This is a genomic window from Yinghuangia seranimata (assembly GCF_029953285.1).
In the GTDB taxonomy this organism is placed as follows: domain Bacteria; phylum Actinomycetota; class Actinomycetes; order Streptomycetales; family Streptomycetaceae; genus Yinghuangia; species Yinghuangia seranimata.
Window position 1 is genome coordinate 51,101 of record NZ_JASAOI010000026.1, and the last position, 22,103, is coordinate 73,203.

Consider the following 22,103-nt stretch of genomic DNA (forward strand, 5'->3'; position numbering starts at 1 on the left):
ATGATGTGCGCGCAATCCCACTTGTTCCCTCCACCTCCATGGGCTTACTCTCGATCCGTCGACGCATCGTAATGTTGCGTACGACTATCGAAGGGATAGTCATGCCTGAAGACGGATGGCTGAAGGCGGCGAAGACGCTCGCCATTCCGACCGACCCCGACGCGCTCCTCACGCCCGAGCAGGTCAGCGAGTGGACACAGCTCGAAGAGCAGACGCTCGCCAACATGCGGTGGCGCAAGACCGGCCCGACGTACCTCAAGCTCGGCGCCAGTCGCGGCGCCCCGGTGCGGTATCGCCGCCGCGACGTCGACGCGTGGCTCGACAGTCGCGTCGTCGCTGCCTGATCCCGGCGTGGAGCGACCCCCGCCAGGAACCCCGGTGCTACCAACACCGGCCCAGCGGAGGCCGCGAAGCGAACCCAACTCAAGAGATGCGAAAGCCCCAGGTCACCGGCTACCAGACCAGACCCCGGGGCTGACGCTGAAAGGAACGCTGATGCCCAGCATCGCACAACCCCGAACGCCGGTCACCGGCGCCGACCTCAAGCGCATCATGCCGGTCGACCTGCCCGACGGCCTCGCCAAGACCGTCGCCGCCGCCGGCGCGCTCGTCTTCATCCTCGCCCGCCCGGCCATGCCGCCCCACACCGACGGACTCGTGTGGGACGAGCGAGACATCCCCCTCGCCCTCGTCATGGCCGACGACCTCGACCCCGCGCGCTTCGCCGAGGTCGGCGACATCGCCATCCGCGCGTGGTTCCACTCCGGACCCGACGAGTACCGCGAACCCCGCTGGGGCGCCAAGACCATCGCCGTCGGCAATCGCGCGGACGGTGCCTGATGAACACCACCACCACCCCGGAAGCCGTCGTCAGCGTCGAGGCGTTCGCCGAACACGCCGCCCGCCACGGCTACGACGACACCGACGCCGACATGACCATCGTGCGCGTCGCGCTGCCCTTCGGCGCCATCGGATACGGCCTGGTCGACGACAACGGCCGCCGCTGGCTCGTCGTCGCCGAAACCCTCGGCGAGTACGCCGCCCACATGTTCGGGCTCTACTTCGCCGACGTCCTCGACCGTCACCCGGACAAGGCCGACGAGCTGATCCGCATCGCCGAACACGTCCCGGGAACGTTCGTCGACGGGCCGGTCGAGTGACCAGCACCGACACCGCCGGAGCCCGGGGCGCATGGCCGCCCCGGGCCTCCCGGCCTACCCACCTCGACGGCCCCGCGGTGCGTGCCTGGCTCACGGCGCAGGCAGACGCGCTCCACGCCCTCGAACCCGGCTCCGACATCCCACAGTTCGGCACGCTCGAGTGGGAGCAGGCCGGCGAGACCATCCGCCGGGTCGCCGCGCTGCGGTTCGCCGCCGCCCGGTACGAGGACGACGTCGAGCTGCGCGAGCGCTTGCGCCTCGAGGTCGCGGACATGCGGGCCGCGCGGCTCGCCTACGAAAACGACGTCGTCGACGAGATCACCGCCGCCGTCCGCCCCGACCGGCACGACCTCGCCCGGCTCCCGACGCTCGAAGTCCTCCAGGCGCGGCGCCGCGAATACCCCGAACCACGACCCATGATCCAAGCCCCGGGCTGGCCTGCCCCGATCATCCCCGGATCGGGCGGGCGACGCCTGGGCGAACCCGAGACGGGTGCAGCGTGACCGACCAGCAAGAAACCGCCGACGGCGGTACCGGACTCGGCGCCTTCCGGCGGATCATCCGCCCGGACGGCACCGCCGTGGACCGGTACCGCTGTCCGACCGGGTACCGCGCGGACACACGCGGTATCTGGGCCGTACGCGAGACCCGGGAAGGCGACGTCCTCACGCGGGTCACGTACGCCCCCTTGATCATCCGCGCTGTCTACGTCGACCCGTCCGGCGACCAGACGGTGGAACTCGCATGGATCGACAACGGCCGCGTCGTCCCCCGCATCGTGGCCCGGTCGACCGCGAAACGCGGGCGCCTGCTCGTCGCCACCCTCGGCGACGCCGGACTGCCCGCGATCGAAGCGGACGCCAAGCTCCTCGAACGGTGGCTGGCCGCGTGGGAAGCGTGCAACTGGGACGCCATCCCGCGGTTCAACCTCGCCCGCACCCTCGGGTGGCAACCGGACGGCACGTTCGTCACGTCGCAGGACTCGCCGCTGCGGGTCGAGGTGAAGTACGACGAGCAAAAGCCCGCGCTGGCCGCACACGCCCCTCACGGCACCCTCGACGGGTGGCAGGACGCCGTCAAGCATCTGGAGGGCTACCCGGCCGCGCAGACCGCCCTCCACGCCGCTTTCGCCGCGCCGCTGCTGCCGATCCTCGGCGTCAACTCGTACGTCCTCGACATCGCCGGCCGGTCCACCCGCGGCAAGACCACCGCGGCGGCGGCCGGGCTGAGCGCGTGGGCTGACCCGAGCGAGAAGTCCGACGGCATGTACTCGTGGCGAACCACGATGCTCGCGCTTGAGAAGCGGCTCAACCTCGTCAACGGCCTGCCGGTCGTCGTCGACGAGACGAAGCTGGTCAAGGACCCCGAGTTCGTGCACGCCGTGCTCTACCAGGTACCCAAGAACCGCGGGCAGGCACGCGGCGGCGGATGGCCCAGCGGCCTGCCGTGGCACACCATCGTCATCTCCACCGGGGAACAGTCCGTCCTCACGTACACCACCGACCAGGGCGCCGCCGCGCGCGTCCTGACCGTCAAGGAACCGCCGTTCGGCACGGACGGCCCGGCATCGGCCGCCGCGGCCATCGCCGTACGGGACGGGTGCGCGGAGAACCACGGCACTGCCGGCCCCCGCTTCGTCGAGCACCTCATGCGCCTGCTCGCCGCCGAAGGGAAAACCCGGCTCGTCGCCCGACACCGCGAACTCGCCGACGCGTGCCGGGGCGAGAACGACATGAGCGCGCGGCGCGCCCCGCTCGTCGCCGCCCTCATGCTCGCGGCCGAACTCGCCCACGCCTGGGGCATCATCCCGTTCGCTCCTCCGGAATCCAGCGCGTGGAAGCGGCTGTTCACCTCCTCCGAGCCGACCGACAACCGCGGGGAAATGGCCCTCGACGTCGTCCGCGAGTACGTCGCCGCGAACAGCCGCGCCGTGTGGCGCCCCCACAGCACGGACGACGCGCCCGTCACCGGCTGGATCGGCCGCGAACTCGTGGAAAGCGGCCGGTCGACGGTGGCTCTCCTGCCCGAGCGGCTGAAGGAGTCCCTCCGCCGCGCCGGGTACGAAGTGGAGTCGGTCATCCCCGGGTGGCGGGAGAGCGGGGTCCTGATCGAGAACGCGTCGTACCGGCCCGCCTACCTGATCAAGAAGAAGATCAATGGCTCCGTCGCCCGGATGTACGTCTTTTCGCCCGACGTGTTCGCCAGCGACACGAACGACGGAGAGTGACATGACCCGGCCACGGACCGAAAACACAGCCCCTCTCTGGGCTTTGCGTGCGTACCCCCGGGTCTGCAAGGCAAAGCCACAGGTCAAGTCCTATGTGGCAGGGGTACGCAGTCGCGCGTACCCCCAGAACCGCTCAGGCGGGGGTACGCAGCTGCGCGTACCCCTCGCCGGAACCAGGTTTACGCAGGTCAGGGCCGCTTCTGCTATCGCGTCCCACGGGGGTACGCAACTGAGCCGAGAACAGGGCCCGCTGTTCGGAGCGCAGACACACATCGTGACGACGGACGACCCGGCATGACCAACCCTGACGACCGCGTCGCCCGCATGGTCGAGGACGCCCGCCGACGGCGCGAGCAGCAGACCGCCGACCGGGCCGCGTTCGCCGCCGCCCGCGCGGCCGGACTCCGCTCCCGCCACGCCCAGAAGCTCGCCCGACTCCGCGGCGACCTCACCGACCCCGAATCCCTCGACGAACCCGACGATGACGACCCCGGCCCGACGCCCGCGTGAGGACAGCGGCATGAACCCGAACCGGCCGGCATCCGCATACGTCCACGGCAACGGCGCCGTCGTCATCGTCCCCGGCCGGATCGCCGCACTCCTCGACAAGCTCGTCGACCTCACCCGACTGCGCATCGACGTCCGCGGGCAAGACCCCGAACTCGACAACGTGCTCGTCGCCCTGCGCGTCGCCGCCCTCGCGTGGCGGGCGTCCGTCGGCGGACACACCGAGCGGACAACCCCGGACCCGATGCCAGCGTGGATCACGACCGGACAGACCGCCGACCTCCTCGGCGTCGACCCCCGGCACGTACGACGCCTCGCCGCCGGAGGCCGACTCGCCGGACGCCAACTACCCCACGGGGCATGGCTCATCGAACGCGAATCCGCCGAGCACTACCGCGCGGTCCGACACCGGGCCGCCTGACCGTAAGGACCCCCATGGCCACCGCCGAGCAGATCCACGACAACTACGCCCGCCGCGTCGACGCCATCCGCGGACGCCGCGAACTTTCCGACCACGCCCGCCGCGTCGCCCTCGCCCGCGCCCACCGCGACACACAGAACGCCCTCACCGAACTCCACGACCAGGCCCTCGCCGACGTCGCCCACGAACGCACCCGCCTCGAACGGAAGATCTTCGGCAACACCGGCACCACTGACCCCGCCGCCGCCATCAGCCGCCGCGACGCCGCCGACCGCGCCGCCGGCCTCACCGACCCCCGTGCCGCCGCCCAACTCCTCGCCCGCGCCGAACGCTCCAGAGACGAACACCTCGCCCAAGCCGTCGCCGCCCACGCCGCCGAAAACGGATGGGGCGACATCCTCACCAGCTACACCGCCACCCGGCCCGCCGCCGCGCAGGCCCTCGACGAGCTGTCCAGCCTGCCCAACCCCGACGACCTACAGCTCAACTTCATGCGCCTGGTCGCCCACCAGGCCCCCACCCCGCCCGAACTCGGCACCCTCAGCGCCTGGCAGATCGCCCAGCTCGCCGACACCGACGAGTACGGAGACCTCGCATGACCTACGCAGCCCAAGCCCTCGCCGCCGCCCGCGCATACGGCCTCCCCATCCCGGACCAGGTCGACCAGGCCGACGCGCTGCACGCCGCGGTACACGCCGCCGCGAACGCCCACGACCCCGACCCGCCGCAACTCCCCACCAGCGCCGACGACCTCCCCGGCATCCTCGCCACCTACGGCCAAGACGTCGCCGCCGTCCATGCCGCCCGCGCCGCCGCGGCAGCCATGTGCGCCCCCGCCGCCCAACAACTTCACCAAGCCGTCGCCGCCATCGCCGCAGGGTGGATCAAGGTGCTCGCCACCGACTTCGACACCTCCGCAAAGCAGTTCACCGCCAAGGCACGCAACATCCCCTACAACGCCCGCGAAGACTCTCTCGGCCAGCTCAACCCCAAGCAGTTCGGCGACTGGCAACAGGCACGCAAACACGCACACACACTCGACACCATCACCGAACTCCGCGAGACCATCGCACGCGCAGCAGGCGAACCCACGCACCACGACAAGGCCCTGTTCGCCGTAACCCAACTACCACCCGCACCCGACAACCCCGACAACTGGCCCGACATCGCAGCCCACATCACCGCGTGGCGCGACCGACGAGCCGACCCCGTACGACGATGGGTCACCCTCACCACCGCCGGCCTCCCCCTCACCCTCGCCCCCCTCGGCGCACCCACCGAACGCGCAGCCGAACGCGAGCGATGGAGAGAGAACTACATCAACCGCAAGCAACGACGTTGATCAACCGCAAGACAAGAACAACGACAAGACGAACGAGAACAGCAACGCGGACACGACGCGGCAGCAGCACAGCCCCACAACACCGGCCCGAACCACCGGCCCCCGTCACCGCAACCGCGGTACGGGGGCGACCCGCACTCAGACCGGGACGGACATGGGCATACCCCCCTGGGGCCCAACCCCCCAGGGGGCATATCGGGCCTATCGGCTCGTGTAGCAGCTCCGATCCTGTACGGGTTGCCGGGCCTCTGACCTGCGGGTTTGCGGGCCGCCTCACGGGCTTGATCGCTCCGCCGAATCGACATTCGGCGAATGTGCTGGTCAGCCTGCCAAAGGTGTAACGCTCGCCGTAGACTGGCTGCGTGGCGAAGGGCAGCGTGTGCGCGCACTGCGGGGCGGAGATGCCGCTGCGGTCCCTGGCGTTGACCTGCTCGAACGCGTGTCGGCAGGCGGCGTACCGGGCGCGCCGGAAGGCGGAGCGGGCTGCGGCGGTGCCGGCCGAACTGCGGGCGCGGGCGCGCTGGGTGCGGCACGCGGCGAAGCGGCCGATGCGCACGGACGGGAAGTGGGCGTCGACGACGGACCCGTCGACGTGGTCGGACTACGCGACGGCGCGGGACTGTGCGCGGGGCGAGGGGATCGGCTACGTGCTGGCGCCGGGCGACGGCGTGGTCGTGGTCGACCTGGATCACGCGGTGCGCGCGGACGGCGGCCTGGAGCCGTGGGCTCGCCTGATCGTGGACGCCCTGCCGACGACGTTCATGGAGCGGGGCCGGTCTGGTACCGGCCTGCACCTGTGGTTCCGTGGCGAGCTGGTGCACGGACGGAAGATCCGTCGCGGTGAGGTCGCCCTCGAGGTGTACGGCCGCGACCGGTACATCATCCTCGGCGACCGGGTTCCGGGTTCGCCTTCTGAGCTTGCCGAACTGCCGGATGTGGCAGCGGTGATCAGTGGCCTTGTGGCTACGCGCCCGGGCTCCACGCCTTAATCGTCGTGTTGATCTTCTTCAGCTCATCGGCAACATCATGGATGTCCCGCGTGTCCAGGGTGGTGACGTCGCCGAAGACGGCGAGGTCGAGGAGGTAGACCTCCGGCGTGACCACGCCAAATGGCCCGGTGCACGCAACGGTTGCTGTGTACTCCATGGGTTCCGTGGAGTTGACGCGGTTGGGTCCGGTGTCCAGGAAGGCCGTCAATCGCTGACCTGGCGGGAGCGTGGGGATCCCCTTCTTGAACATCGTCACCTCAGCGATGACGTAGCCCTCCGATGGCTTGGCGCTCGTCAGGGGCGGGTCAAACACGATCCTGACGTCACGCGCCACAGACTGGCCGACGTTCTGGACAACCACGTTGAACGTCTTGCGGATAACCTCGAACGAGACGACGACATGCGGCTCGAGGCTCTCGCGGCGCGCCTGGATGGCCTGTTGAACTTGCTTTTCAGCGGCTTCGGTTTGACGCCGAGCCAGCTTGAGGGTGATCGGCGCCGCAACAATGGCCACCAGCAACGCGACGCAAGCAACGATGAACGACCACCATTCGACTGTCATGTTCGGACGGTAGCCATACACCGTGAGTGTCCTGCCTGGATTCGGCCGAATGACGGCATGCCGAAGGCCGGTACCCGGGCCTGCGCGCTCCGGGTACCGGCCTTTCGCATGACCCATGGCCCGGGGCGGGGGCGTGTGGGTCGGCCCGCGTCTGTGCGGCGCGGGGTTGGTCGTCCGCGGCCTGTGGGGGCCGGTTGTGGCGCGCGGACGACCGTCTTAGGGGCAGGGCCGGCGGTGGGCTCCCTGATTCCCAGGTGCCGGCCCCGCGTCCGTGGTGGCCATGGCGCGCTCGCGCGCGGCGTTGCCACTGTTAAGGCGCTCCTCGTGGAACGCGGCGAGGTCGAGGCCGAGCAGGCGTACGGCGAGTTCGCGGGCGGGTTCGTCGAGGACGGCGAGGAGTTCCCGTACCCGGGCGACGACCTGGTCGCGGTCGAGGAATACGAACCGGTACTCGCCGTCAGGGCAGACGAGCGTGATCGCTGCGGAGTCAGGCTCACCACCGCGCGAGACCTCGAGAACGTCCAGGATCACGAAGCGCCCCCGTGGTTGTGGTTGGCAGTGTGGAGTTCGGGTCGGCACACGGGACACCGGCACGCTGGGTAGGCCATGGTCGACGGCATCAGGAGTTCGCCGGCGACGACCGTCCGCGGGGCGGCGAGTTCGGTCCGAGCGCCAGTGCCCGGCTGCACGCGATACACCCCGATCGTCATCTGATGGAGGCGTGGCACGCATCCGAGGTCGTCCATTGCCGTCGTCTCCCGGGTCGATGGGTGCGCTGCTGTCCAGCAGGGTGCCGGTGCTGGAGCGTGGGCGGGACGCTTGCAAAACGGGCGCAGATGCGCGCGATTCACACGGGGTGTGAACACGCCGTCGTTACGCTCGACATGAGAGCAGCGAAGAGCCGACGAGGCGGGGGCAGCATGAGCCCGAACAGTTTGCTGGGGGCGCTCCTTGACGAGGCCGGCGTCTCGCGGGCGGGACTCGCGAAGCGCGTCAACGACCTTGCCGCGGCGACCGGCCGAACGACCCGGTACGACCACACATCAGTCGGTCGTTGGATTCGCGGGCAGCGCCCACGGCCGTGGGTGATCGAGCTGGTCCGCACCGCCGTCGGGGAGCGTCTGCAACGCCCGGTGTCCGTCGAGGACATCGGCATGGCGGCACCCGGAAGCGTCGACCCCACCACGGTTCCGCTACCGACATTCGTGGAGAGGGTCCCCGCGCTGTGGCGTGCCGATCAGCGGCGCCCGGACGAACGCGACGACGCCCCGGCGACCGGGATGGACGCGATCGCTCCGGTGTGGCAGTGGGAGAACCCGCCCGACGACCGCGACGTCTCGCACCGCGGGAGCACCCGTGTCGACCGCGACGACCTCGAGGTGCTGCGCGCCGCGCGGACGCACTACGAAGCGATGTACCGACAGGCCGGCGGACTCGCCGCGCACCCGCGAGTCCTCGGCTTCCTGACCGACTACGCCGCACCCGCGATCCGCGGCAGCTACAGCGACACGACCGGCCGCGAACTCCTGCGCGCCGTCGGGGGCCTGGTCGCGGTCGCGGGTATCTGCGCGTACGACTCCGACCGGCAGGGCACCGCACAGCGCTACTTCCACCAGGCGCTCCGGATGGCCAAGGCCAGCGGTGACCGCGGGTTCGGCGGGTACGTGATCGCGCTGCTCGTGAACCAGGCGCTGTACCTGCGCGAGTACCGGCAGGCCACAGCTTTCGCGCAGGCTGGCATCCGGACCGCAGGACCGCATCTGTCCGCAGCGCTTGCGGCTGACCTCTACGTCATGCAGGCAAAGGCGTACGCGAGGATGCGCGACCAGGCCGGCGCACACCAGGCGATGCGGCAGGCAGAGCAGGAAGCATCGTCGATCCGCCGCAGCGAGGAGCCGCCCGAGACCGCGTACGTACAGCCGGGTCTCGTCGAGGCACAGTGCGCTGAGACGCTGCTCAGCCTCAACGACCCCGCCGCCGCCCAGGCGTACGCCGAGGAAGCCGTACGCGTCGACGCTCACGCCCGTGGGCGCGTTCACCGGCTGGGGACGCTGACGAGCGTTGCGGTCGCCTGTGGCGACGTCGACCGTGCGGCGACGACGGCAAGCGCGATGCTCGACGCGTTGCAGGGCATGGAGTCCCGTCGACTCCACGACCACCTTCGTGGCGTACATCGCCGCCTCGCGCGGCACGCCGACGCCCGACCGGTACGCGACGTTGTCGACAGGGTCGAGACTGTCCTTGCGATGCCTGTCTGAGGCAGGCCACCCCGGCGCAAGGAGTCGACACCCGATGCAGTGGCGCAACCTCGGCGAACGCGACGTCTACAGCAACCAGTGGTTCACCATCAAACTCGCCGACGTCGAGCTGCCCGACGGTCGGCATCTTGACCACTACCTGTTGCGACAGCGCCCGGTCGCGCTGGCAACGATCGTCGACGACCAGGACCGTGTTCTGCTGCTCTGGCGCCACCGGTTCATCACCGACACGTGGGGGTGGGAGCTGGCGGCCGGCGTGGTCGACCCCGGCGAAACGATCGAGGACGCGGCGCGGCGCGAGATGGTCGAGGAGACCGGCTGGCGCCCCGGGGAGCTTCATCACCTCGCGACTGTCGAGCCGTCCAACGGGTTCTCCGATGCGGCGCACCACATCTACTGGTCGGCCACCGGTGAGTACCTCGGCCCGCCTGTCGACGACTTCGAGTCGGACCGTGTCGAGTGGGTGCCGCTCAAGGACGTCCCGGACATGGTCGCCCGCGGAGAGGTTCGGTCCGCGAATGCGGTCGCCGGCCTCCTGATGCTGCACCGCCTCCGGGGCCTATAAGGCCCGTAAGGGGCGCAAGATCGCTGGTCGCGGCCTTGCGCCCCTCATGCGGGCCCCGCATGATCCTTACGGGTTCCCCGTGATTTCTTCCGCCCCCCTTACCCCGGTTCCCCCAGCCTGTGGGCAGCGGTTTCGACGTCGTCCCGCCGGTATCCGCGGCGCGTTCCGGCCCCGGGGAAGTGCATGGGGTTCGGGGTCACGCCGAGCGGGCGGAGCAGGGTGGCGAGGTGGTCGACGTCGTCCGCCTGGTCGAGCTTGTCCGCCAGCTCTGCCGACGTGATGCGGTCGCGGCCGTCGCCGATGATGTCGAGGACGTTCCGCAGCAGCACCGCCCGCGGGTCGTCGTCGCCAGCACCGGGCAGCGTCCCGGCCTGCTTGCGCAGCTCGTACGCGCGGCGGGCGACGTCGTCGGCGTGCGCGTCCGGGGTGTAGAACCCGCGGACCCGGGTCGGGGTCGAGGACTCCGACAGGAACAGGCCGGCGCCCTGGTGTTCTTCGGCGAACTCCATGGCGTTGAACCCGCGGCCGGCCATGCCGCGCCCGAGGATGGTGTCGGACATCTCCGGTGTCGAGCAGCGTCCGGCCCACCGGTATTTGATCAGGTCGCGCAGGAACGACGGGATCACCTTGTCCTCCGGCTTCTGGGTGAGCAGCACCGGCACGATGCCCGCCGCGCGTCCCTCGGCGGCGATCTTCCGCAACAGCTCCTTGATGGTCTTGCCGTGGTCGGGGTCGAGGCACAGGCCGGCCAACTCGTCGATCCACAAGAACAGCAGCGGCAGGCCCATCGCGGGGTCGAGCTTCTTGGCGCCCGCGGCGAGGATGACGTCGTACCGGCGCCCCATCTCCTCGACCGCGTCCTCGAGGAGCGCCACCACACTCGCCGCGTCGTCCGGAACCGACAGGCGCGTACAGATCGGGTGCCACGCCATCGTGTCGACGCCGCGTTTGACCGGGGTCAGCCACAACTCGGCGTGCGGGTCGAGGCCCACCGCCATGAGCAACGCCAGCGCGCTCATGCTCTTGCCCGCCCCGGGTTGCCCGCCGTACAGGAACGAGCCCTCGAACGCCGAGACGGTCACCGGGCGGTCGCGGATGTCGCGGAACAGCTCGACCCGGCCCCACATGTCCGTCTGCCCCGCACCGGGGCGCGCGAGCGGGTTCGTGGGCGAGTCGCCGGTGAACGGGTGCTCGTTGTAGACGCGCAGCAGAACCCGCCCGCCGTGGCCGCGTACGTGCGCGAGGTCGACCTGTGCGGGGTCGGTGCCGAACGCGGACGCCAGCTCGGCGCCGCGCCTCACGGCCTTGTCCGCCGGGACCCCGCCCGGCAGCTCGACCATGGCCACCCATGCCGTGCCGTCGCTCGCCACCGGGCCGACCACCCGCACGGCGCCGAGCTTCGCCGCGGCGAACGCTTCGCGGACGGCCTTGCTGCCCAGACGTCCGGTCACCAGTGCGGGCCCGGTGTCGGCGGGTACGCGCCTGCGCTTCTCGACCGCGGCGGCCGTGCCGAACACCGCGGCGCCGAGCAGGTACGGCGTGGCCGGCCACTGCGCGACGTCGCCGACGGTGCCGAGCAGGCCCCCGACGGGCCCAAGATGGTCGAGGAGCCACCCGACCGGCTTGTCAACGACCGGCAGCGCATCAACCGCCGTGAACCCGGCCGTCCCGCCGACCGACCACGTGAGCGTCTTCCGCCGCCGCGCCCGGATCTTCTCGACCATCTCCGGCTTCTCGGCGCGGTGGTCGGCGTACTCGTCGGCGCGCACCCACCGCCACAGGAGACCGGCGCCCCGCGCGGTACCCGCCAGCCCAAGTACGAGCGTCTGCCCGGCCACCCTGGCGACCACCACGGGCGCCACCCGACGACCACCCGTAACCCGGTGCACGAGCCGCTTGGCGGTCGTCGAGGTGGTGTCATTGACACCACCTGCGGTGGTCGTCTTGATGGTCGTGCGACCGGCCGCCGCGGCGACCAGCGGGACCGTGGAGCGTGTCACGACCGCGCCCTCGACGAGACCGGCCTGACGCAGCATCTCGTCGGTGTCGACGACCGGGATGGTTACATTTGTAACCGTTGCCTGGGGTGCGAGAGCACCGGACGGGCGGCCGTGCACGAACTCCGGCTCGTCCTCCGGCCGGTGCTGGATGACCTCGGTCACCGGCCCGCCCCCACGACCTCGCGCCGCAGCTCGACCGCACGCCGCCGGGAGACGCCGAGCGTGGTCCGCAATGCGTCGACGGTCACCGGCCGGCGCGTGGTCTGCAGCGCGTCCCGCTGCAGCTTCCGCGCGGCCCGCCGCAGCTCGGTGTCAGACAAGACCTGTTGTCCGATGGCCTCGACCGCGTCGAGGTCAGGGATACGCGCGGTCTGCGCACCCTCCGCAGTGAGGGTCGGGACTACTCCCGACCCTTCGGTGACCGTGGCGATATGAGCACGGTTCCGACTGGCATCTGTGGTCGCCTGGACCGTGGTTGCGTCTGCGCGCGTGACGGAACCCGCGGCCGGGAATACGAGCGGCTGGTCGACCACCGGCGCGACCATCTCCCCGGGATCCCGGGAAGTTTCCGGGTGGTCGTGCGCCTGGTCGTCGAGTCGGTCATCCCGTACCGGTGCCGACGACCACCCGGCGACCACGGCGGGTGCATGGGGTCGGTCGGCCGGCGCGCTGTGCGTGGGGTCGGTCATCTGGTCGTCGAGGTGGTCGTCTGCCCGGTCGTCCCACGGGGCCCGCCACGGCTCTTCCCACGACGACGGCTCGTCGGCGGAATCGGTAACAATGTCAAAGGTTTCCGCCCCGGCGGCGACGGGGTCGGTACTACCGACGTCATCAGCGCCGACCATTTTCGCGGCGCCCCGAAGATGGTCACCCGCCGCCGCGGCGACCTCGAGGGGGATGGCATCCGTACCGCGGACGTCGTCGACGACGACCTCGAGGTGAGGGTCTCCAGACTGTGGAGACCCGTGGGCGCGCCCGTCGTCGAGCAGGACGTGAGTGCGCCACAGCACCAGCGGCGCCAGCGACGACACCGCCACGACCACCCCGACCGGCGGCCCGCCCGGCGGGAGCAGGTGCGCCGTCGCGTTCGCGCCGATCATCACCAGCACCGCGGGCAGCACCTCGCGCCGCGCCCGGATCGCCGCGACTGCGTACGCGTCCAGGCACACCGGCCCCGCCGCGGACACCCACCGGCCGAACCCGCACCCGGCGTACAGGGCGTACTCGCCCGCCGCCGTCAACACCACCGCCGCAAGCAGCGCCAGCCACGCCAGCGCCCACGACACCCTGTCGACCCTCACCGGCTGGCCTCCCCGTGCGCGCTGGCGACGGCGTCGACCAGGCTGCCGAGCATCGAGGCCAGTTGGCCGTGCCCGCCCGCGTAGTCGAGATCGCTCAGGCCGGCCTGCCGCCGCGCCTCGATCTCGCCGAGCAGGCACCGGGCCCGCTCAGCCACGGCCACCAGGTACCGGACCGCGTAGTCGTCCGCCGGGAGCTCGGGGCGCGTCTCGTTGCTGCTCATGCCCGCCCCCGCTCGTCACGGGTCCACGCGAACGGCTCGGTGTGCTGCGCCCGGTTGTAGACCTCGATCGCCCGGCCGTCGCACCCGGGGAGCGGGTAGACGCGCGGGCGGATGAGGGACGCGTACAGCCGCGCGCCGTGGTGCACGCACGCGGACGCGTCGCCGCCGAACTGGTCGAGGATGCGCACGATGACCAGGCCCTCGCAGGGGTCGGGGTCGTCGGCGTGCGCGGCCGGGCAACGGGCCGGAGGGGGTTGTACGTTGCTCATCACGAGCGGACTCCTTGCGGATGAAGGGTCCGGCCGTAGGCCCCGGTCGAGGTGTTACCGCACCTCGCCGGGGCCGTCTCGTTCCCGTACACATGCCGTACACATGGGTCCGAGACTGGCCGGGATAACGAGGGATATGGCGGGATGCCATATCCGCAGGTCAACCGGCCTGTGAGGCTCTTTGCGCTGGTCAGGGGATCAACCGGAATGCCCTCGTAATGCGTAGGTCAAGGGTTCGATTCCCTTAGGCGGCTCCGAACAGGCCAGGTCAGACACTGTCTGACCTGGCCTTTTGGTTTTGTGTGCCTGGTGGGTCACGCCGGGTTCGGGGTTCCCGGCCGGGTCGGCGGAGGGTGCCGAGGTACTGGACGGCGCGGTAGGCGGACGCGAGGGCACCGTCGACGGAGCCGGGGGCGGCCTGGTCGGTGGTGGCGACGGTGAGGCGGCCCATCGGGGTGCCGATGATCCGCGATGCCGTCCTGCATGATCTCGACGGTGTCCGCGCGGAACCGGTCGCCGAGGCGCAGGCCGGCACGGCGCTCGACGAGTTCCGGGATCTGCTCGGCGCCGCGGTCGCGCTCCCACCACAGGGCGCCGGTGACGCGCGCGGTGGGCAGGCCGCGTTCGACCGCCTCCCCACCCCGTTGTCGTAGGGTCGCGGTATGGCGGAGCGCGTGGTCCCCGAGCCGCAGCGGCGGCGCAGGCGGCCGACCAAGCAGGGCACGGTCCTTTCGCAGGAACTGATCGTCGAGACGGCGTTGCGGCTGGTCGGTCGGCACGGGGCCGACGCGTTGTCCGCCCGGCGCCTCGGGGCGGCGCTCGGCGCCGATCCCACGGCCATCTACCGCTACTTCCGCAGCACCGACGACCTCCTCCTCGCCGTCGCGGACGAGCTGCTCGGCCAGGCCCAGGAGGGCTGGACCGCCACCGGCGACTGGCGCGAGGACCTGCGCGAGCTGGGCCTGCGGCTCTACGCCGCGTACGCGCGGCACCCCCAGGCCGCGCTCCTGGCGGCGCACCGCACCACCGGCCGCGGCAACGAGATCACGGCGGTCGAGACGTTGCTCGGCGTGCTGCGCTCGGCCGGATTCCCCGACGCCGAGGCCGTCCGGATCTACCACGCCTTCGCCGACCAGACCCTCGCGTTCAGCTCCCTGCGCGCGGCCTCCGTCGCCCTGCCCCCCGAAGCCCTGGCCGCGGACCGGAAGGTCTGGCGGGAGACGTACGGCCGTCTCGACCCGGACGCGCACCCGAACATCGCGGCGACCATGACGCTGCTCGAGACCGAGATGGCGGGCAGCGGCTATCCGGCCGCGCTGGAGCTGCTGCTCGACGCCGTCGAAGCCCGCCTCGCCGCCGGGTCGCCCGCCGGAGACTGACGCCACAAGGCGTCAGCCGTGGTGGCCGCCCCTCGCGTTCGGAGCGGGGACGCGGGGGAGGAACGCGGCGGCGGCCAAGCCGATCAGGGCGAGGGCGGCGAGCGTGATCATGGCCGCCGCGTAGGCGTGCTTGGTCAGGCCGGCGACGAGGATCGTTCCGGCGATGGCGGTGCCGAGCGAGGAGCCCAGGTTGGACACGCTGCGGGACAGCCCGGAGATCTCGCCCTGCTGCTCCTCGCGGAAGCTCGACTGGACGACGTTGACGGACGGCGTGAGCATGATGCCCAGGCCGAGTCCGATCATGAGGAGCCCGGGGGCGAACGCCCACGGGCTGGGGGAGCCGGCGACCAGGCCGAGCAGGACGCCGATGCCCAGGATCGTGTGGACGAATCCGACCATGATCAGCGTGCGTTGCGACCGCCGCTTGGCGAGCCGCTCGGCGGCCAGCGACGACGCGAGGATGCCGAGCGTGGCGGCCGTGAAGATCACGCCGGTCTGGATCGCGTCGTATCCGCGCACGACCTGCAGGTAGGCGGCCACCACGAACGACGTCCCCATGAGGACGAGCCACTGGATGTTCTGGGTGACGAGGCCGAAGTTGGAGGTGCGGACGCGGAACAGGCTCGTGGACAGCAGCGGTTCCTTCCCCGCCCGTTCCATCGCGCGCGCGGACCGGAAGAACCACAGCAGCACGAGCGCGCCCGCGACCAGCAGGCCCAGCGTCAGCCAGAGGTTGTTGTCCGCCGCCAGGATGCCCGTGACGACGAGGACGAGGCCGACGGCCGACAGGACCGCGCCCTTGACGTCGAACGGCCGTTCCGGATCCGGGGGCAGCGGGTCCACGATGCGCCGGCTGAGCCACAGGATCCCCACGATCACCAGCGCCTGGAAGACGAACGCCGCGCGCCAGCTGATCGCCGACGTGATGAGCCCGCCGATCAGCGGGCCCGCGGCGGCACCCACCCCGCCCATCGCCATGATCGCGCCGAACGCCCGGGCGCGTGAGGTCAGGTCGGGGAACAGGAGCGTCGTGAGGATGTAGACCGGCGGGATCAGCAGGGCCGTTCCGACGCCTTCGAGGATCGAGTTGCCGAGGATGAGCACCCCGAGGCCGGGCGACACCGCGCTCAGCAGCGCGCCGACGCCGTAGACCGCCAGGCCGACCAGGAAGCACCGCTTGCGGCCGAAGATGTCGGTGGCCTTGCCGCCCGGGATCATCAGCGCCGCCATGACCAGGAGGAAGATCGTGATGGCGACCTGGACCCCCTGGACGGTCGTGTCGAGGTCATGGCTGATGTCGTTGATCATCACGTTCATGTTGGAGCCGGCGAAGCTGCAGATGAACTGCGCGAGGGCCAGCGGAACCAGGACACCACGGGGTGCGCTCGCCGTGCCCGGCGACGGGTGGGAGGCGTCCGTGCTGTCCATCGGGCCCGCCTAGAAGTGCTTCCGCGGCGACCTGGCGTCCGCGGCGTCGAGTTCCTCGTCCAGCGCCATGGCGGCGGTGACGAGCGCGAGATGGGTGAACGCCTGCGGGAAGTTGCCGAGTTGCTCACCGGAAGGGCCGATCTCCTCGGCGAACAGGCCCACGTGGTTGGCGTAGGTGAGCATCTTGTCGAAGGCGTACCGGGCCTGCCCGGTCCGGCCGGAGCGGGCGAGCGCGTCGACGTACAGGAAGCTGCACAGGTTGAACGTCCCCTCGGAGCCCCGCAGTCCGTCGGGAGAGGCCTCCGGGTCGTACCGGTAGACCAGGCTGTCGCTGACCAGTTCCTCGTCCATGGCGTCGAGCGTGCTGAGCCACGCCGGGTCGTGCGGGGAGATGAAGCCGACCCTGGGCATGAGCAGGAGCGAGGCGTCCAGGACGTCGGCGTCGTAGTGCTGCACGAACGCCTTCCGCTTCTCGCTCCACCCGCGGTCGGTGATCTGGCGGAATACCGCGTCGCGTTCGAACGTCCAGCGCCCGACGTCGGCCGGGCGGGAGAACTGCGTGGCCAGCCGGATGCCGCGGTCGAAGGCGACCCACGTCATCAGGCGGCTGTACGTGAAGTCCTTTCGGCCGCCGCGGGTTTCCCAGATCCCTTCGTCGGGCTGGTCCCAGGTGTCGGCGAGCCAGTCCAGCATGGACGACATCGCCTTCCAGCCGTGGATGCCTCCCATGTCGCGGGACTGGGCCAGCGCGTCGGCGGCCTCGCCGTAGATGTCGAGCTGTATCTGGTCGGCGGCCGCGTTGCCGGCCCGTACCGGTGCCGAACCGCGGTAGCCCTCGAGGTGGTCCAGGACCTCCTCGGTCAGGTGCGGGTCGCCGTCGACGCGGTACATGATCTGCAGCGGCGAACCCGACGCGGTGCTCCCGGCTTCCAGGCGTTCGCGCATCCAGCGGCGGAAGTCCTGTGCCTCCTGCGTGAATCCGAGGTCGACCAGGGTCCTGACCGACAGCGAGGCGTCCCGGATCCACGTGTACCGGTAGTCCCAGTTGCGCTCGCCGCCGATCTGTTCGGGCAGTCCCATCGTGGCCGCGGCGATCGGCGCGCCGGTCGGCGCGTACGTGAGCAGCTTGAGGGTGATCGCCGAGCGGTTGACCATGGTCCGCCAGCGGCCCCGGTACGTCGACGAGCGCAGCCACTCCAGCCAGAACCCCCAGCACGACTCCAGCCGGGCGCGGATGCCGTCCGGCGTCGGCGGAGGAGGAGGGGGGCCGCCCGCGGTCATGCTGGTGAGGACGACCGCGGCCGTCTCGCCGGCGGACAGGGTGAAGCGCGCGGTGATGTCGTCATCGTCCGACCGCAGCACGACGGGCCCGCCGGCGCTCTGGATGTAGAGGTCCTGACCCGCTCCGCTGAAGACCGCCGACGCGTCGTCGATCATCGTGAGGTCGTGCCGCGCGCGGCCGTAGTCGAAGCGGGGCCGGCAGATGAGGGAGAACGGCAGGCTGCCGCGCACCACGCGGGCGACCCTGATCAGGGTGTGCCGGTCGGTGGCCGCGGCCCCGGCGAGCGGCTCCATGAAGTCCGCGACCTCGCCGACGCCGCCGGGCCCCATGAAGCGCGTGACGAGCACGGCGGTGTCCGCGAGGTAGAGCTGGCGGACCGTACCGGCCTCCGAGTCCGGCAGGTCCGCCGCGAGCCGGCAGAAGCCGCCGCGGTCGCTGTCCAGCAGGGCCGCGAACACGCTGGGCGAGTCGAAGCGCGGCGTGCACCACCAGTCGACGACTCCGTCCGACGACACGAGCGCCGCGGTCTGCAGGTCGCCGACCATGCCGTGGTCGGCGATGGGCGGATAGCGGTTCACGGCGCTCTCCTCCGGTCGGCCGACTACCAGCATCCACCGGGGTGCACAGGCCCGCATTTCGGCGCAGGCCGTCGGAAAGTCGACCGCTGGCGGGCACGTGAACGTCACCGACGGTTCACGTGCCCCTGGGAGGTTCTGGGCGTTTGCAGGAAAGACCCCGATTCGAGGAGCCACTCGATGCGCATTCCGCGCACCTCCACCCGCCGCCTGGTGGGCGGCACGGCTGTCGTCGCCGCGGCCGCCGTCGCGGTCACCGTTCCGTTCACCGCCGGCGCGCACTCGTCGAAGGACGACGTCCGCGACGCGGTCCAGGGCGGCAAGGCGAAGAACGTCATCCTGCTCATCGGTGACGGCATGGGCGACTCGGAGATCACCCTCGCCCGCAACTACACCGTGGGCGCGGCCGGCCGGCTGAGCATGGACGGCTTCCCGCTGACCGGCGCGTACACGACGTACGCCGTGCACGCCGACAAGACGCCGGACTACGTGACGGACTCCGCCGCGTCGGGCACCGGCTGGGCGACCGGCCAGAAGACCGTGAACGGCCGCATCTCCAAGACGCCGGACACCAACCAGCCGCTCCAGACGATCCTGGAGATCGCGCAGCAGAGCGGCTACGCGACCGGCAACGTCACCACCGCCGAGCTCACCGACGCGACCCCGGCCGTGCTCGACTCGCACGTGGCCGACCGCGGCTGCCAGGGCCCGGCCGACATGAAGAACTGCCCGACCGACCTGATCTCGGCGGGCGGCGGCGGCTCGATCGCCGAGCAGACCGTCAACCACAAGGTCGACGTGCTCTTCGGCGGCGGCAAGCAGCGCTTCGACCAGACCGTCACCGAGGGCCGCTTCAAGGGCCAGACGGTGCTCCAGCAGGCCCAGCAGCTCGGCTACCAGGTCGTCACCGACAAGGCCGGCCTGCAGGCCACCAAGCCCGGCGCCCCGGTGCTCGGCCTGTTCGCGACCGGCAACCAGCCCGTCGAGTGGACGGGTCTGAACGCCGCGGTCGGCGGCACCACGCCGCAGCGCTGCACCGAGTCGAACCCGAAGCGCCCGGCGGCCACGCCGAGCCTCGCCGACCAGACCGCCAAGGCGATCGAGCTGCTCGAGGCCAAGGGCAAGGAGCGCGGCCGGGACCACGACAAGGGCTTCTTCCTCCAGGTCGAGGGCGCGTCGATCGACAAGCAGGACCACGCGGCCGACCCGTGCGGCCAGATCGGCGAGACCGCCGCGTTCGACAAGGCCGTCAAGCTCGCCCGCGACTACGCGGCCAAGCACCCCGACACGCTCGTCGTGACGACCGCCGACCACGGCCACACCAGCCAGATCGTCCCGCTGGAGGCCACCCCGCCCGGCCTGTCCTCGACGCTGGTCACCAACGAGGGCCAGCAGCTCAAGGTGAACTACTCCACCAACACCCCGGGCCAGTCGCAGGAGCACACCGGCACCGAGGTCCGCATCGCGGCCCAGGGCCCGCAGGCGTACCGCGTGCTGGGCGTGACGAACCAGACCGACCTGTTCACGACGCTGCGCGAGGCGCTGCGCACCCGCTGAACGCCCTGACGGGCACCGGCGCGCGAGGCCCCGCCTCGGCGCCGCGGAACCACCCCGCGGGGGGCGGCCGCCGGCCGGGCCCCCCGCCCCCCGTTCCGCCCCCCGGGGCACGGCCGCGGCGCGCCGCGCTGTGGTAGCACTGCGGGTATGAGCGGCGAGGCCGGCGGGCGGGCCGGGTACCACCACGGGGCGTTGCGGCAGGCGCTGACGCAGGCGGCTCTCGAGCTGCTGGACGAACAGGGCCTGGAGCAGGTCACCGTGCGCGAGGCGGCGCGGCGGGCGGGGGTCTCGCCGGGTGCGCCCTTCAGACATTTCGCGGACCGGCAGGCGTTGTTGGACGCGGTCGCGGACTGGGTGCTGGACGACTACGTGCGCTGGCAGACCGCGGCGCTCGCGGACGCCGAGTGCCACGCGATGCGCGCGTTCGGCCTCGGGTTCGTGCGGTACGCGATCCGCTACCCGCACCGGTTCACCCTGGCGCGCTCGCGCGTGTTCACGGCCTCGCCGACGCCCGAGCTGCGCGAGCGGCTGTTTGGTATCGAGCAGTTCCTCACCGAGCTCATCCTCGCCGACCAGGAGGCCGGCGACCTGCGCCCGGGCGACCCGGTCGTGGTGGGCCTCGCCGGCCAGGCGCTGGTGTACGGGCTGTCCCAGATGATCGTCGACGGCTACCTCCCGGCCGACCGCGCCGAGCAGTTGGCCGAGAGCGTCATCGACACGTTCGGGATCGGCATCGCCAACCTCGGCTGACGGCAAGGTGCTTCCCCGCAGACAGACCGAACACCCGCCGGTGCGGGGTGTCTTGACCGCATGTCGGCCCCTTGATGTAATCGACGATTACATACCGGATGGGGGAAGCATGTTCGCCAAACCGACGCCCGGCTACACGACCGCAGCGACCGAAGGCGACACGGTCGTCCTGCTGATCGGCATGCGCATCAACCACTTCTGGGCCGTCCACCAGTGGCCGGCGGTCATGTACGCGATGCTGCGGATGCTCCGCGAACTGGCCAAGCAGCCCGAGCGCGGGCTCAAGAGCCGTGTCCTGCTGACCGCTTCGCCCCGCACGTACTACGTCGTGCAGTACTGGGAGTCCAAGGAGAAGCTCTACCGGTACGCGTCCGCGCCGGACGGCTTCCACCACACCGTGTGGGGCATCGCGAACCGCAAGCAAAAGGCCGGCCGGCTGCGGCAGCACGTGGGCCTGTGGCACGAGGCGTACATCGTGCCCGAAGGCGGTTACGAGGCCGTCTACTTCGACATGCCGGCGTTCGGCCTGGCGGCCGCGCACGGCGTGCTGCCGGTCGAGGGGCGCGGGCGGCGGGCGGCAGACCGGCTCGCGTTCCGTTCGACCGCGCGGGGCGGCGCGGCCGAGGACACCGGCATCCCGGAAACCGAGGTCTCCACCGCCAAGGAGGCCGTCCCGGTCGGCGGGGACAGCGCGGACTGAACGCGAACCGACCCCGTGCCGACACGGCGTGCGGCGCCCCGGACCGGCCCTACCCGCCGGGGCCGCCGCACGCCGCCGGGTCGGCGTCCCACGGGAGTTCCGGCGGCGGGGTGGTGCGGCGCACCCGGGCGCGGGCGCTGCGAGCGAGGCGCTCCGCGGCGGCCGGGGAGGAGCTGAGCAGGGCGCCCAGCTCGGTGTACGGCACGGCGAACACGTCGTGCAGGATGAACGCCATGCGTTCGTCGGGCGTCAGCGTCCCCAGTGCGTTGAGCAGTGCGAGCCCCACCGAATCAGCGAGCAGCGCAGCGAGTTCGGGCTCGGGCGGGTCCTCGTGCCCGATCGCCGGCTCGGGCCGGTGACCCCCTGCGGGGCGGGCGAGCAACGCGTCCAAGGACGCCCCGACCACGGCGCTGGTGAGCCACCCGGCGACGCTGTCGCCGCCCTCCGCCTGCCCCAGCCGCGTCCGCGCGGCCCACAAGGCGGCCTCGGCCTCGCGCCCCGACCCGAGCATGCGCCGCGCGACGGCGCGCAGCCGGTCGCGGTCCTGGTCGAAGCGACCGACCAGCCAATCCTCTTCGCCCACGTCGCCGCACTCCTTCCGGACGCCGGG

At 71.3% G+C, this 22,103-nt stretch carries 25 protein-coding genes and 1 pseudogene; 16 read left to right on the plus strand and 10 right to left on the minus strand.

All coding sequences use genetic code 11. The annotated features are described in order from the left end of the window. Positions 1 to 101: 101 nt before the first annotated feature. The 10 genes from QI554_RS17510 (at position 102) to QI554_RS17555 (ending at position 6,646) form a co-directional block, all read left to right on the plus strand. Complete coding sequence (locus QI554_RS17510) at positions 102 to 344, plus strand: helix-turn-helix transcriptional regulator (protein WP_281470935.1); 243 nt, start codon at positions 102 to 104, stop codon at positions 342 to 344. A gap of 151 nt (positions 345 to 495) precedes the next feature. After that, complete coding sequence (locus QI554_RS17515) at positions 496 to 840, plus strand: hypothetical protein (RefSeq protein WP_281470936.1); 345 nt, start codon at positions 496 to 498, stop codon at positions 838 to 840. After that, positions 840 to 1,160, plus strand: a complete 321-nt coding sequence (locus QI554_RS17520; protein ID WP_281470937.1) for a hypothetical protein — start codon at positions 840 to 842, stop codon at positions 1,158 to 1,160. Before QI554_RS17515 ends, QI554_RS17520 begins: the two co-directional genes overlap by 1 nt. Further along, positions 1,157 to 1,663 carry a hypothetical protein gene (locus QI554_RS17525; RefSeq protein WP_281470938.1) on the plus strand — a complete coding sequence of 169 codons (507 nt, stop codon included), beginning with the start codon at positions 1,157 to 1,159 and terminating at the stop codon, positions 1,661 to 1,663. The genes QI554_RS17520 and QI554_RS17525 overlap by 4 nt, the downstream gene beginning before the upstream one ends. Beyond that, complete coding sequence (locus tag QI554_RS17530; protein WP_281470939.1) at positions 1,660 to 3,387, plus strand: DUF927 domain-containing protein; 1,728 nt, start codon at positions 1,660 to 1,662, stop codon at positions 3,385 to 3,387. The genes QI554_RS17525 and QI554_RS17530 overlap by 4 nt, the downstream gene beginning before the upstream one ends. A 294-nt stretch (positions 3,388 to 3,681) precedes the next feature. Then, entirely contained in the window at positions 3,682 to 3,897 is a 216-nt protein-coding gene (locus tag QI554_RS17535; protein ID WP_281470940.1) for a hypothetical protein, read from the plus strand. Between the two features lie 10 nt (positions 3,898 to 3,907). Beyond that, positions 3,908 to 4,315 (plus strand): helix-turn-helix domain-containing protein, encoded by a 408-nt coding sequence (locus tag QI554_RS17540; protein WP_281470942.1) that lies wholly within the window; start codon positions 3,908 to 3,910, stop codon positions 4,313 to 4,315. A gap of 14 nt (positions 4,316 to 4,329) precedes the next feature. Continuing rightward, the gene (locus tag QI554_RS17545; protein WP_281470943.1) at positions 4,330 to 4,914 is read left to right on the plus strand and encodes a hypothetical protein; all 585 of its coding nucleotides are present in this window, start codon (positions 4,330 to 4,332) and stop codon (positions 4,912 to 4,914) included. Continuing rightward, complete coding sequence (locus QI554_RS17550) at positions 4,911 to 5,657, plus strand: hypothetical protein (RefSeq protein WP_281470944.1); 747 nt, start codon at positions 4,911 to 4,913, stop codon at positions 5,655 to 5,657. The genes QI554_RS17545 and QI554_RS17550 overlap by 4 nt, the downstream gene beginning before the upstream one ends. A 362-nt stretch (positions 5,658 to 6,019) precedes the next feature. Further along, positions 6,020 to 6,646: a bifunctional DNA primase/polymerase gene (locus tag QI554_RS17555; RefSeq protein WP_281470945.1), complete on the plus strand. Its 627-nt coding sequence runs from the start codon at positions 6,020 to 6,022 to the stop codon at positions 6,644 to 6,646. On the opposite strand, the gene QI554_RS17560 is transcribed toward QI554_RS17555, so the two are convergent. Both QI554_RS17560 and QI554_RS17565 read right to left on the minus strand, forming a co-directional pair. After that, positions 6,621 to 7,208, minus strand: a complete 588-nt coding sequence (locus tag QI554_RS17560) for a hypothetical protein (RefSeq protein WP_281470946.1) — start codon at positions 7,206 to 7,208, stop codon at positions 6,621 to 6,623. The genes QI554_RS17555 and QI554_RS17560 overlap by 26 nt on opposite strands. A gap of 216 nt (positions 7,209 to 7,424) precedes the next feature. Next, a complete protein-coding gene (locus QI554_RS17565) occupies positions 7,425 to 7,739 on the minus strand; it encodes a hypothetical protein (RefSeq protein ID WP_281470948.1) in 315 nt (104 codons plus the stop codon). Between the two features lie 389 nt (positions 7,740 to 8,128). Between QI554_RS17565 and QI554_RS17570 the strand changes: the two genes are divergently transcribed. Together QI554_RS17570 and QI554_RS17575 are read left to right on the plus strand one after the other, a co-directional pair. Then, positions 8,129 to 9,466: an NsdA family TPR-like regulatory protein gene (locus QI554_RS17570; RefSeq protein ID WP_281470950.1), complete on the plus strand. Its 1,338-nt coding sequence runs from the start codon at positions 8,129 to 8,131 to the stop codon at positions 9,464 to 9,466. A 34-nt stretch (positions 9,467 to 9,500) separates the two neighbouring features. Beyond that, positions 9,501 to 10,031 (plus strand): NUDIX hydrolase, encoded by a 531-nt coding sequence (locus QI554_RS17575; RefSeq protein WP_281470951.1) that lies wholly within the window; start codon positions 9,501 to 9,503, stop codon positions 10,029 to 10,031. A gap of 98 nt (positions 10,032 to 10,129) precedes the next feature. Here QI554_RS17575 and QI554_RS17580 read toward each other — a convergent pair whose 3' ends face one another. The 5 genes and pseudogenes from QI554_RS17580 to QI554_RS17600 all read right to left on the minus strand — a co-directional run. Then, a complete protein-coding gene (locus tag QI554_RS17580) occupies positions 10,130 to 12,193 on the minus strand; it encodes a hypothetical protein (RefSeq protein WP_281470952.1) in 2,064 nt (687 codons plus the stop codon). Further along, entirely contained in the window at positions 12,190 to 13,332 is a 1,143-nt protein-coding gene (locus tag QI554_RS17585; RefSeq protein ID WP_281470953.1) for a hypothetical protein, read from the minus strand. Before QI554_RS17585 ends, QI554_RS17580 begins: the two co-directional genes overlap by 4 nt. Then, positions 13,329 to 13,553 (minus strand): hypothetical protein, encoded by a 225-nt coding sequence (locus QI554_RS17590; RefSeq protein ID WP_281470954.1) that lies wholly within the window; start codon positions 13,551 to 13,553, stop codon positions 13,329 to 13,331. Before QI554_RS17590 ends, QI554_RS17585 begins: the two co-directional genes overlap by 4 nt. After that, entirely contained in the window at positions 13,550 to 13,822 is a 273-nt protein-coding gene (locus QI554_RS17595; RefSeq protein ID WP_281470955.1) for a hypothetical protein, read from the minus strand. The genes QI554_RS17590 and QI554_RS17595 overlap by 4 nt, the downstream gene beginning before the upstream one ends. Positions 13,823 to 14,283: 461 nt before the next feature. After that, positions 14,284 to 14,454, minus strand: a pseudogene (locus QI554_RS17600) (amidohydrolase); the annotation flags it as partial. A gap of 30 nt (positions 14,455 to 14,484) precedes the next feature. Here QI554_RS17600 and QI554_RS17605 point away from each other — a divergent pair. Further along, positions 14,485 to 15,201, plus strand: coding sequence for a TetR/AcrR family transcriptional regulator (locus QI554_RS17605; protein ID WP_281470956.1), 717 nt, complete (start codon positions 14,485 to 14,487; stop codon positions 15,199 to 15,201). Positions 15,202 to 15,213: 12 nt separating this feature from the next. On the opposite strand, the gene QI554_RS17610 is transcribed toward QI554_RS17605, so the two are convergent. Both QI554_RS17610 and QI554_RS17615 read right to left on the minus strand, forming a co-directional pair. Beyond that, positions 15,214 to 16,629 carry an MFS transporter gene (locus QI554_RS17610; protein ID WP_281470957.1) on the minus strand — a complete coding sequence of 472 codons (1,416 nt, stop codon included), beginning with the start codon at positions 16,627 to 16,629 and terminating at the stop codon, positions 15,214 to 15,216. 9 nt (positions 16,630 to 16,638) lie between these two features. Further along, positions 16,639 to 18,489: a glycoside hydrolase family 15 protein gene (locus tag QI554_RS17615; protein WP_281470958.1), complete on the minus strand. Its 1,851-nt coding sequence runs from the start codon at positions 18,487 to 18,489 to the stop codon at positions 16,639 to 16,641. Between the two features lie 177 nt (positions 18,490 to 18,666). On the opposite strand from QI554_RS17615, the gene QI554_RS17620 reads away from it, so the two are divergent. The 3 genes from QI554_RS17620 (at position 18,667) to QI554_RS17630 (ending at position 21,493) form a co-directional block, all read left to right on the plus strand. Continuing rightward, on the plus strand, positions 18,667 to 20,043 hold the full coding sequence (locus QI554_RS17620) for an alkaline phosphatase (RefSeq protein WP_281470959.1): 1,377 nt from the start codon (positions 18,667 to 18,669) through the stop codon (positions 20,041 to 20,043). Between the two features lie 147 nt (positions 20,044 to 20,190). Further along, positions 20,191 to 20,793, plus strand: a complete 603-nt coding sequence (locus tag QI554_RS17625) for a TetR/AcrR family transcriptional regulator (protein WP_281470960.1) — start codon at positions 20,191 to 20,193, stop codon at positions 20,791 to 20,793. A gap of 109 nt (positions 20,794 to 20,902) precedes the next feature. Beyond that, positions 20,903 to 21,493 carry a DUF4188 domain-containing protein gene (locus tag QI554_RS17630; protein WP_281470961.1) on the plus strand — a complete coding sequence of 197 codons (591 nt, stop codon included), beginning with the start codon at positions 20,903 to 20,905 and terminating at the stop codon, positions 21,491 to 21,493. Between the two features lie 49 nt (positions 21,494 to 21,542). Here the strand turns inward: QI554_RS17630 and QI554_RS17635 are convergent, their stop codons facing one another. After that, the gene (locus QI554_RS17635; RefSeq protein WP_281470962.1) at positions 21,543 to 22,076 is read right to left on the minus strand and encodes a sigma factor-like helix-turn-helix DNA-binding protein; all 534 of its coding nucleotides are present in this window, start codon (positions 22,074 to 22,076) and stop codon (positions 21,543 to 21,545) included. Positions 22,077 to 22,103 lie beyond the last annotated feature (27 nt).

What these genes read in the sequence shown, in the direction of transcription:
- QI554_RS17630 (WP_281470961.1), top strand. Translation starts at nt 20,903, where the DNA reads ATGTTCGCCAAACCGACGCCCGGCTACACGACCGCAGCGACCGAAGGC.
- QI554_RS17535 (WP_281470940.1), top strand. Translation starts at nt 3,682, where the DNA reads ATGACCAACCCTGACGACCGCGTCGCCCGCATGGTCGAGGACGCCCGC.
- QI554_RS17510 (WP_281470935.1), top strand. Translation starts at nt 102, where the DNA reads ATGCCTGAAGACGGATGGCTGAAGGCGGCGAAGACGCTCGCCATTCCG.
- QI554_RS17570 (WP_281470950.1), top strand. Translation starts at nt 8,129, where the DNA reads ATGAGCCCGAACAGTTTGCTGGGGGCGCTCCTTGACGAGGCCGGCGTC.
- QI554_RS17590 (WP_281470954.1), bottom strand. Translation starts at nt 13,553, where the DNA reads ATGAGCAGCAACGAGACGCGCCCCGAGCTCCCGGCGGACGACTACGCG.
- QI554_RS17560 (WP_281470946.1), bottom strand. Translation starts at nt 7,208, where the DNA reads ATGACAGTCGAATGGTGGTCGTTCATCGTTGCTTGCGTCGCGTTGCTG.
- QI554_RS17625 (WP_281470960.1), top strand. Translation starts at nt 20,191, where the DNA reads ATGAGCGGCGAGGCCGGCGGGCGGGCCGGGTACCACCACGGGGCGTTG.
- QI554_RS17610 (WP_281470957.1), bottom strand. Translation starts at nt 16,629, where the DNA reads ATGGACAGCACGGACGCCTCCCACCCGTCGCCGGGCACGGCGAGCGCA.
- QI554_RS17520 (WP_281470937.1), top strand. Translation starts at nt 840, where the DNA reads ATGAACACCACCACCACCCCGGAAGCCGTCGTCAGCGTCGAGGCGTTC.
- QI554_RS17605 (WP_281470956.1), top strand. Translation starts at nt 14,485, where the DNA reads ATGGCGGAGCGCGTGGTCCCCGAGCCGCAGCGGCGGCGCAGGCGGCCG.
- QI554_RS17545 (WP_281470943.1), top strand. Translation starts at nt 4,330, where the DNA reads ATGGCCACCGCCGAGCAGATCCACGACAACTACGCCCGCCGCGTCGAC.
- QI554_RS17575 (WP_281470951.1), top strand. Translation starts at nt 9,501, where the DNA reads ATGCAGTGGCGCAACCTCGGCGAACGCGACGTCTACAGCAACCAGTGG.
- QI554_RS17550 (WP_281470944.1), top strand. Translation starts at nt 4,911, where the DNA reads ATGACCTACGCAGCCCAAGCCCTCGCCGCCGCCCGCGCATACGGCCTC.
- QI554_RS17620 (WP_281470959.1), top strand. Translation starts at nt 18,667, where the DNA reads ATGCGCATTCCGCGCACCTCCACCCGCCGCCTGGTGGGCGGCACGGCT.
- QI554_RS17540 (WP_281470942.1), top strand. Translation starts at nt 3,908, where the DNA reads ATGAACCCGAACCGGCCGGCATCCGCATACGTCCACGGCAACGGCGCC.
- QI554_RS17515 (WP_281470936.1), top strand. Translation starts at nt 496, where the DNA reads ATGCCCAGCATCGCACAACCCCGAACGCCGGTCACCGGCGCCGACCTC.
- QI554_RS17595 (WP_281470955.1), bottom strand. Translation starts at nt 13,822, where the DNA reads ATGAGCAACGTACAACCCCCTCCGGCCCGTTGCCCGGCCGCGCACGCC.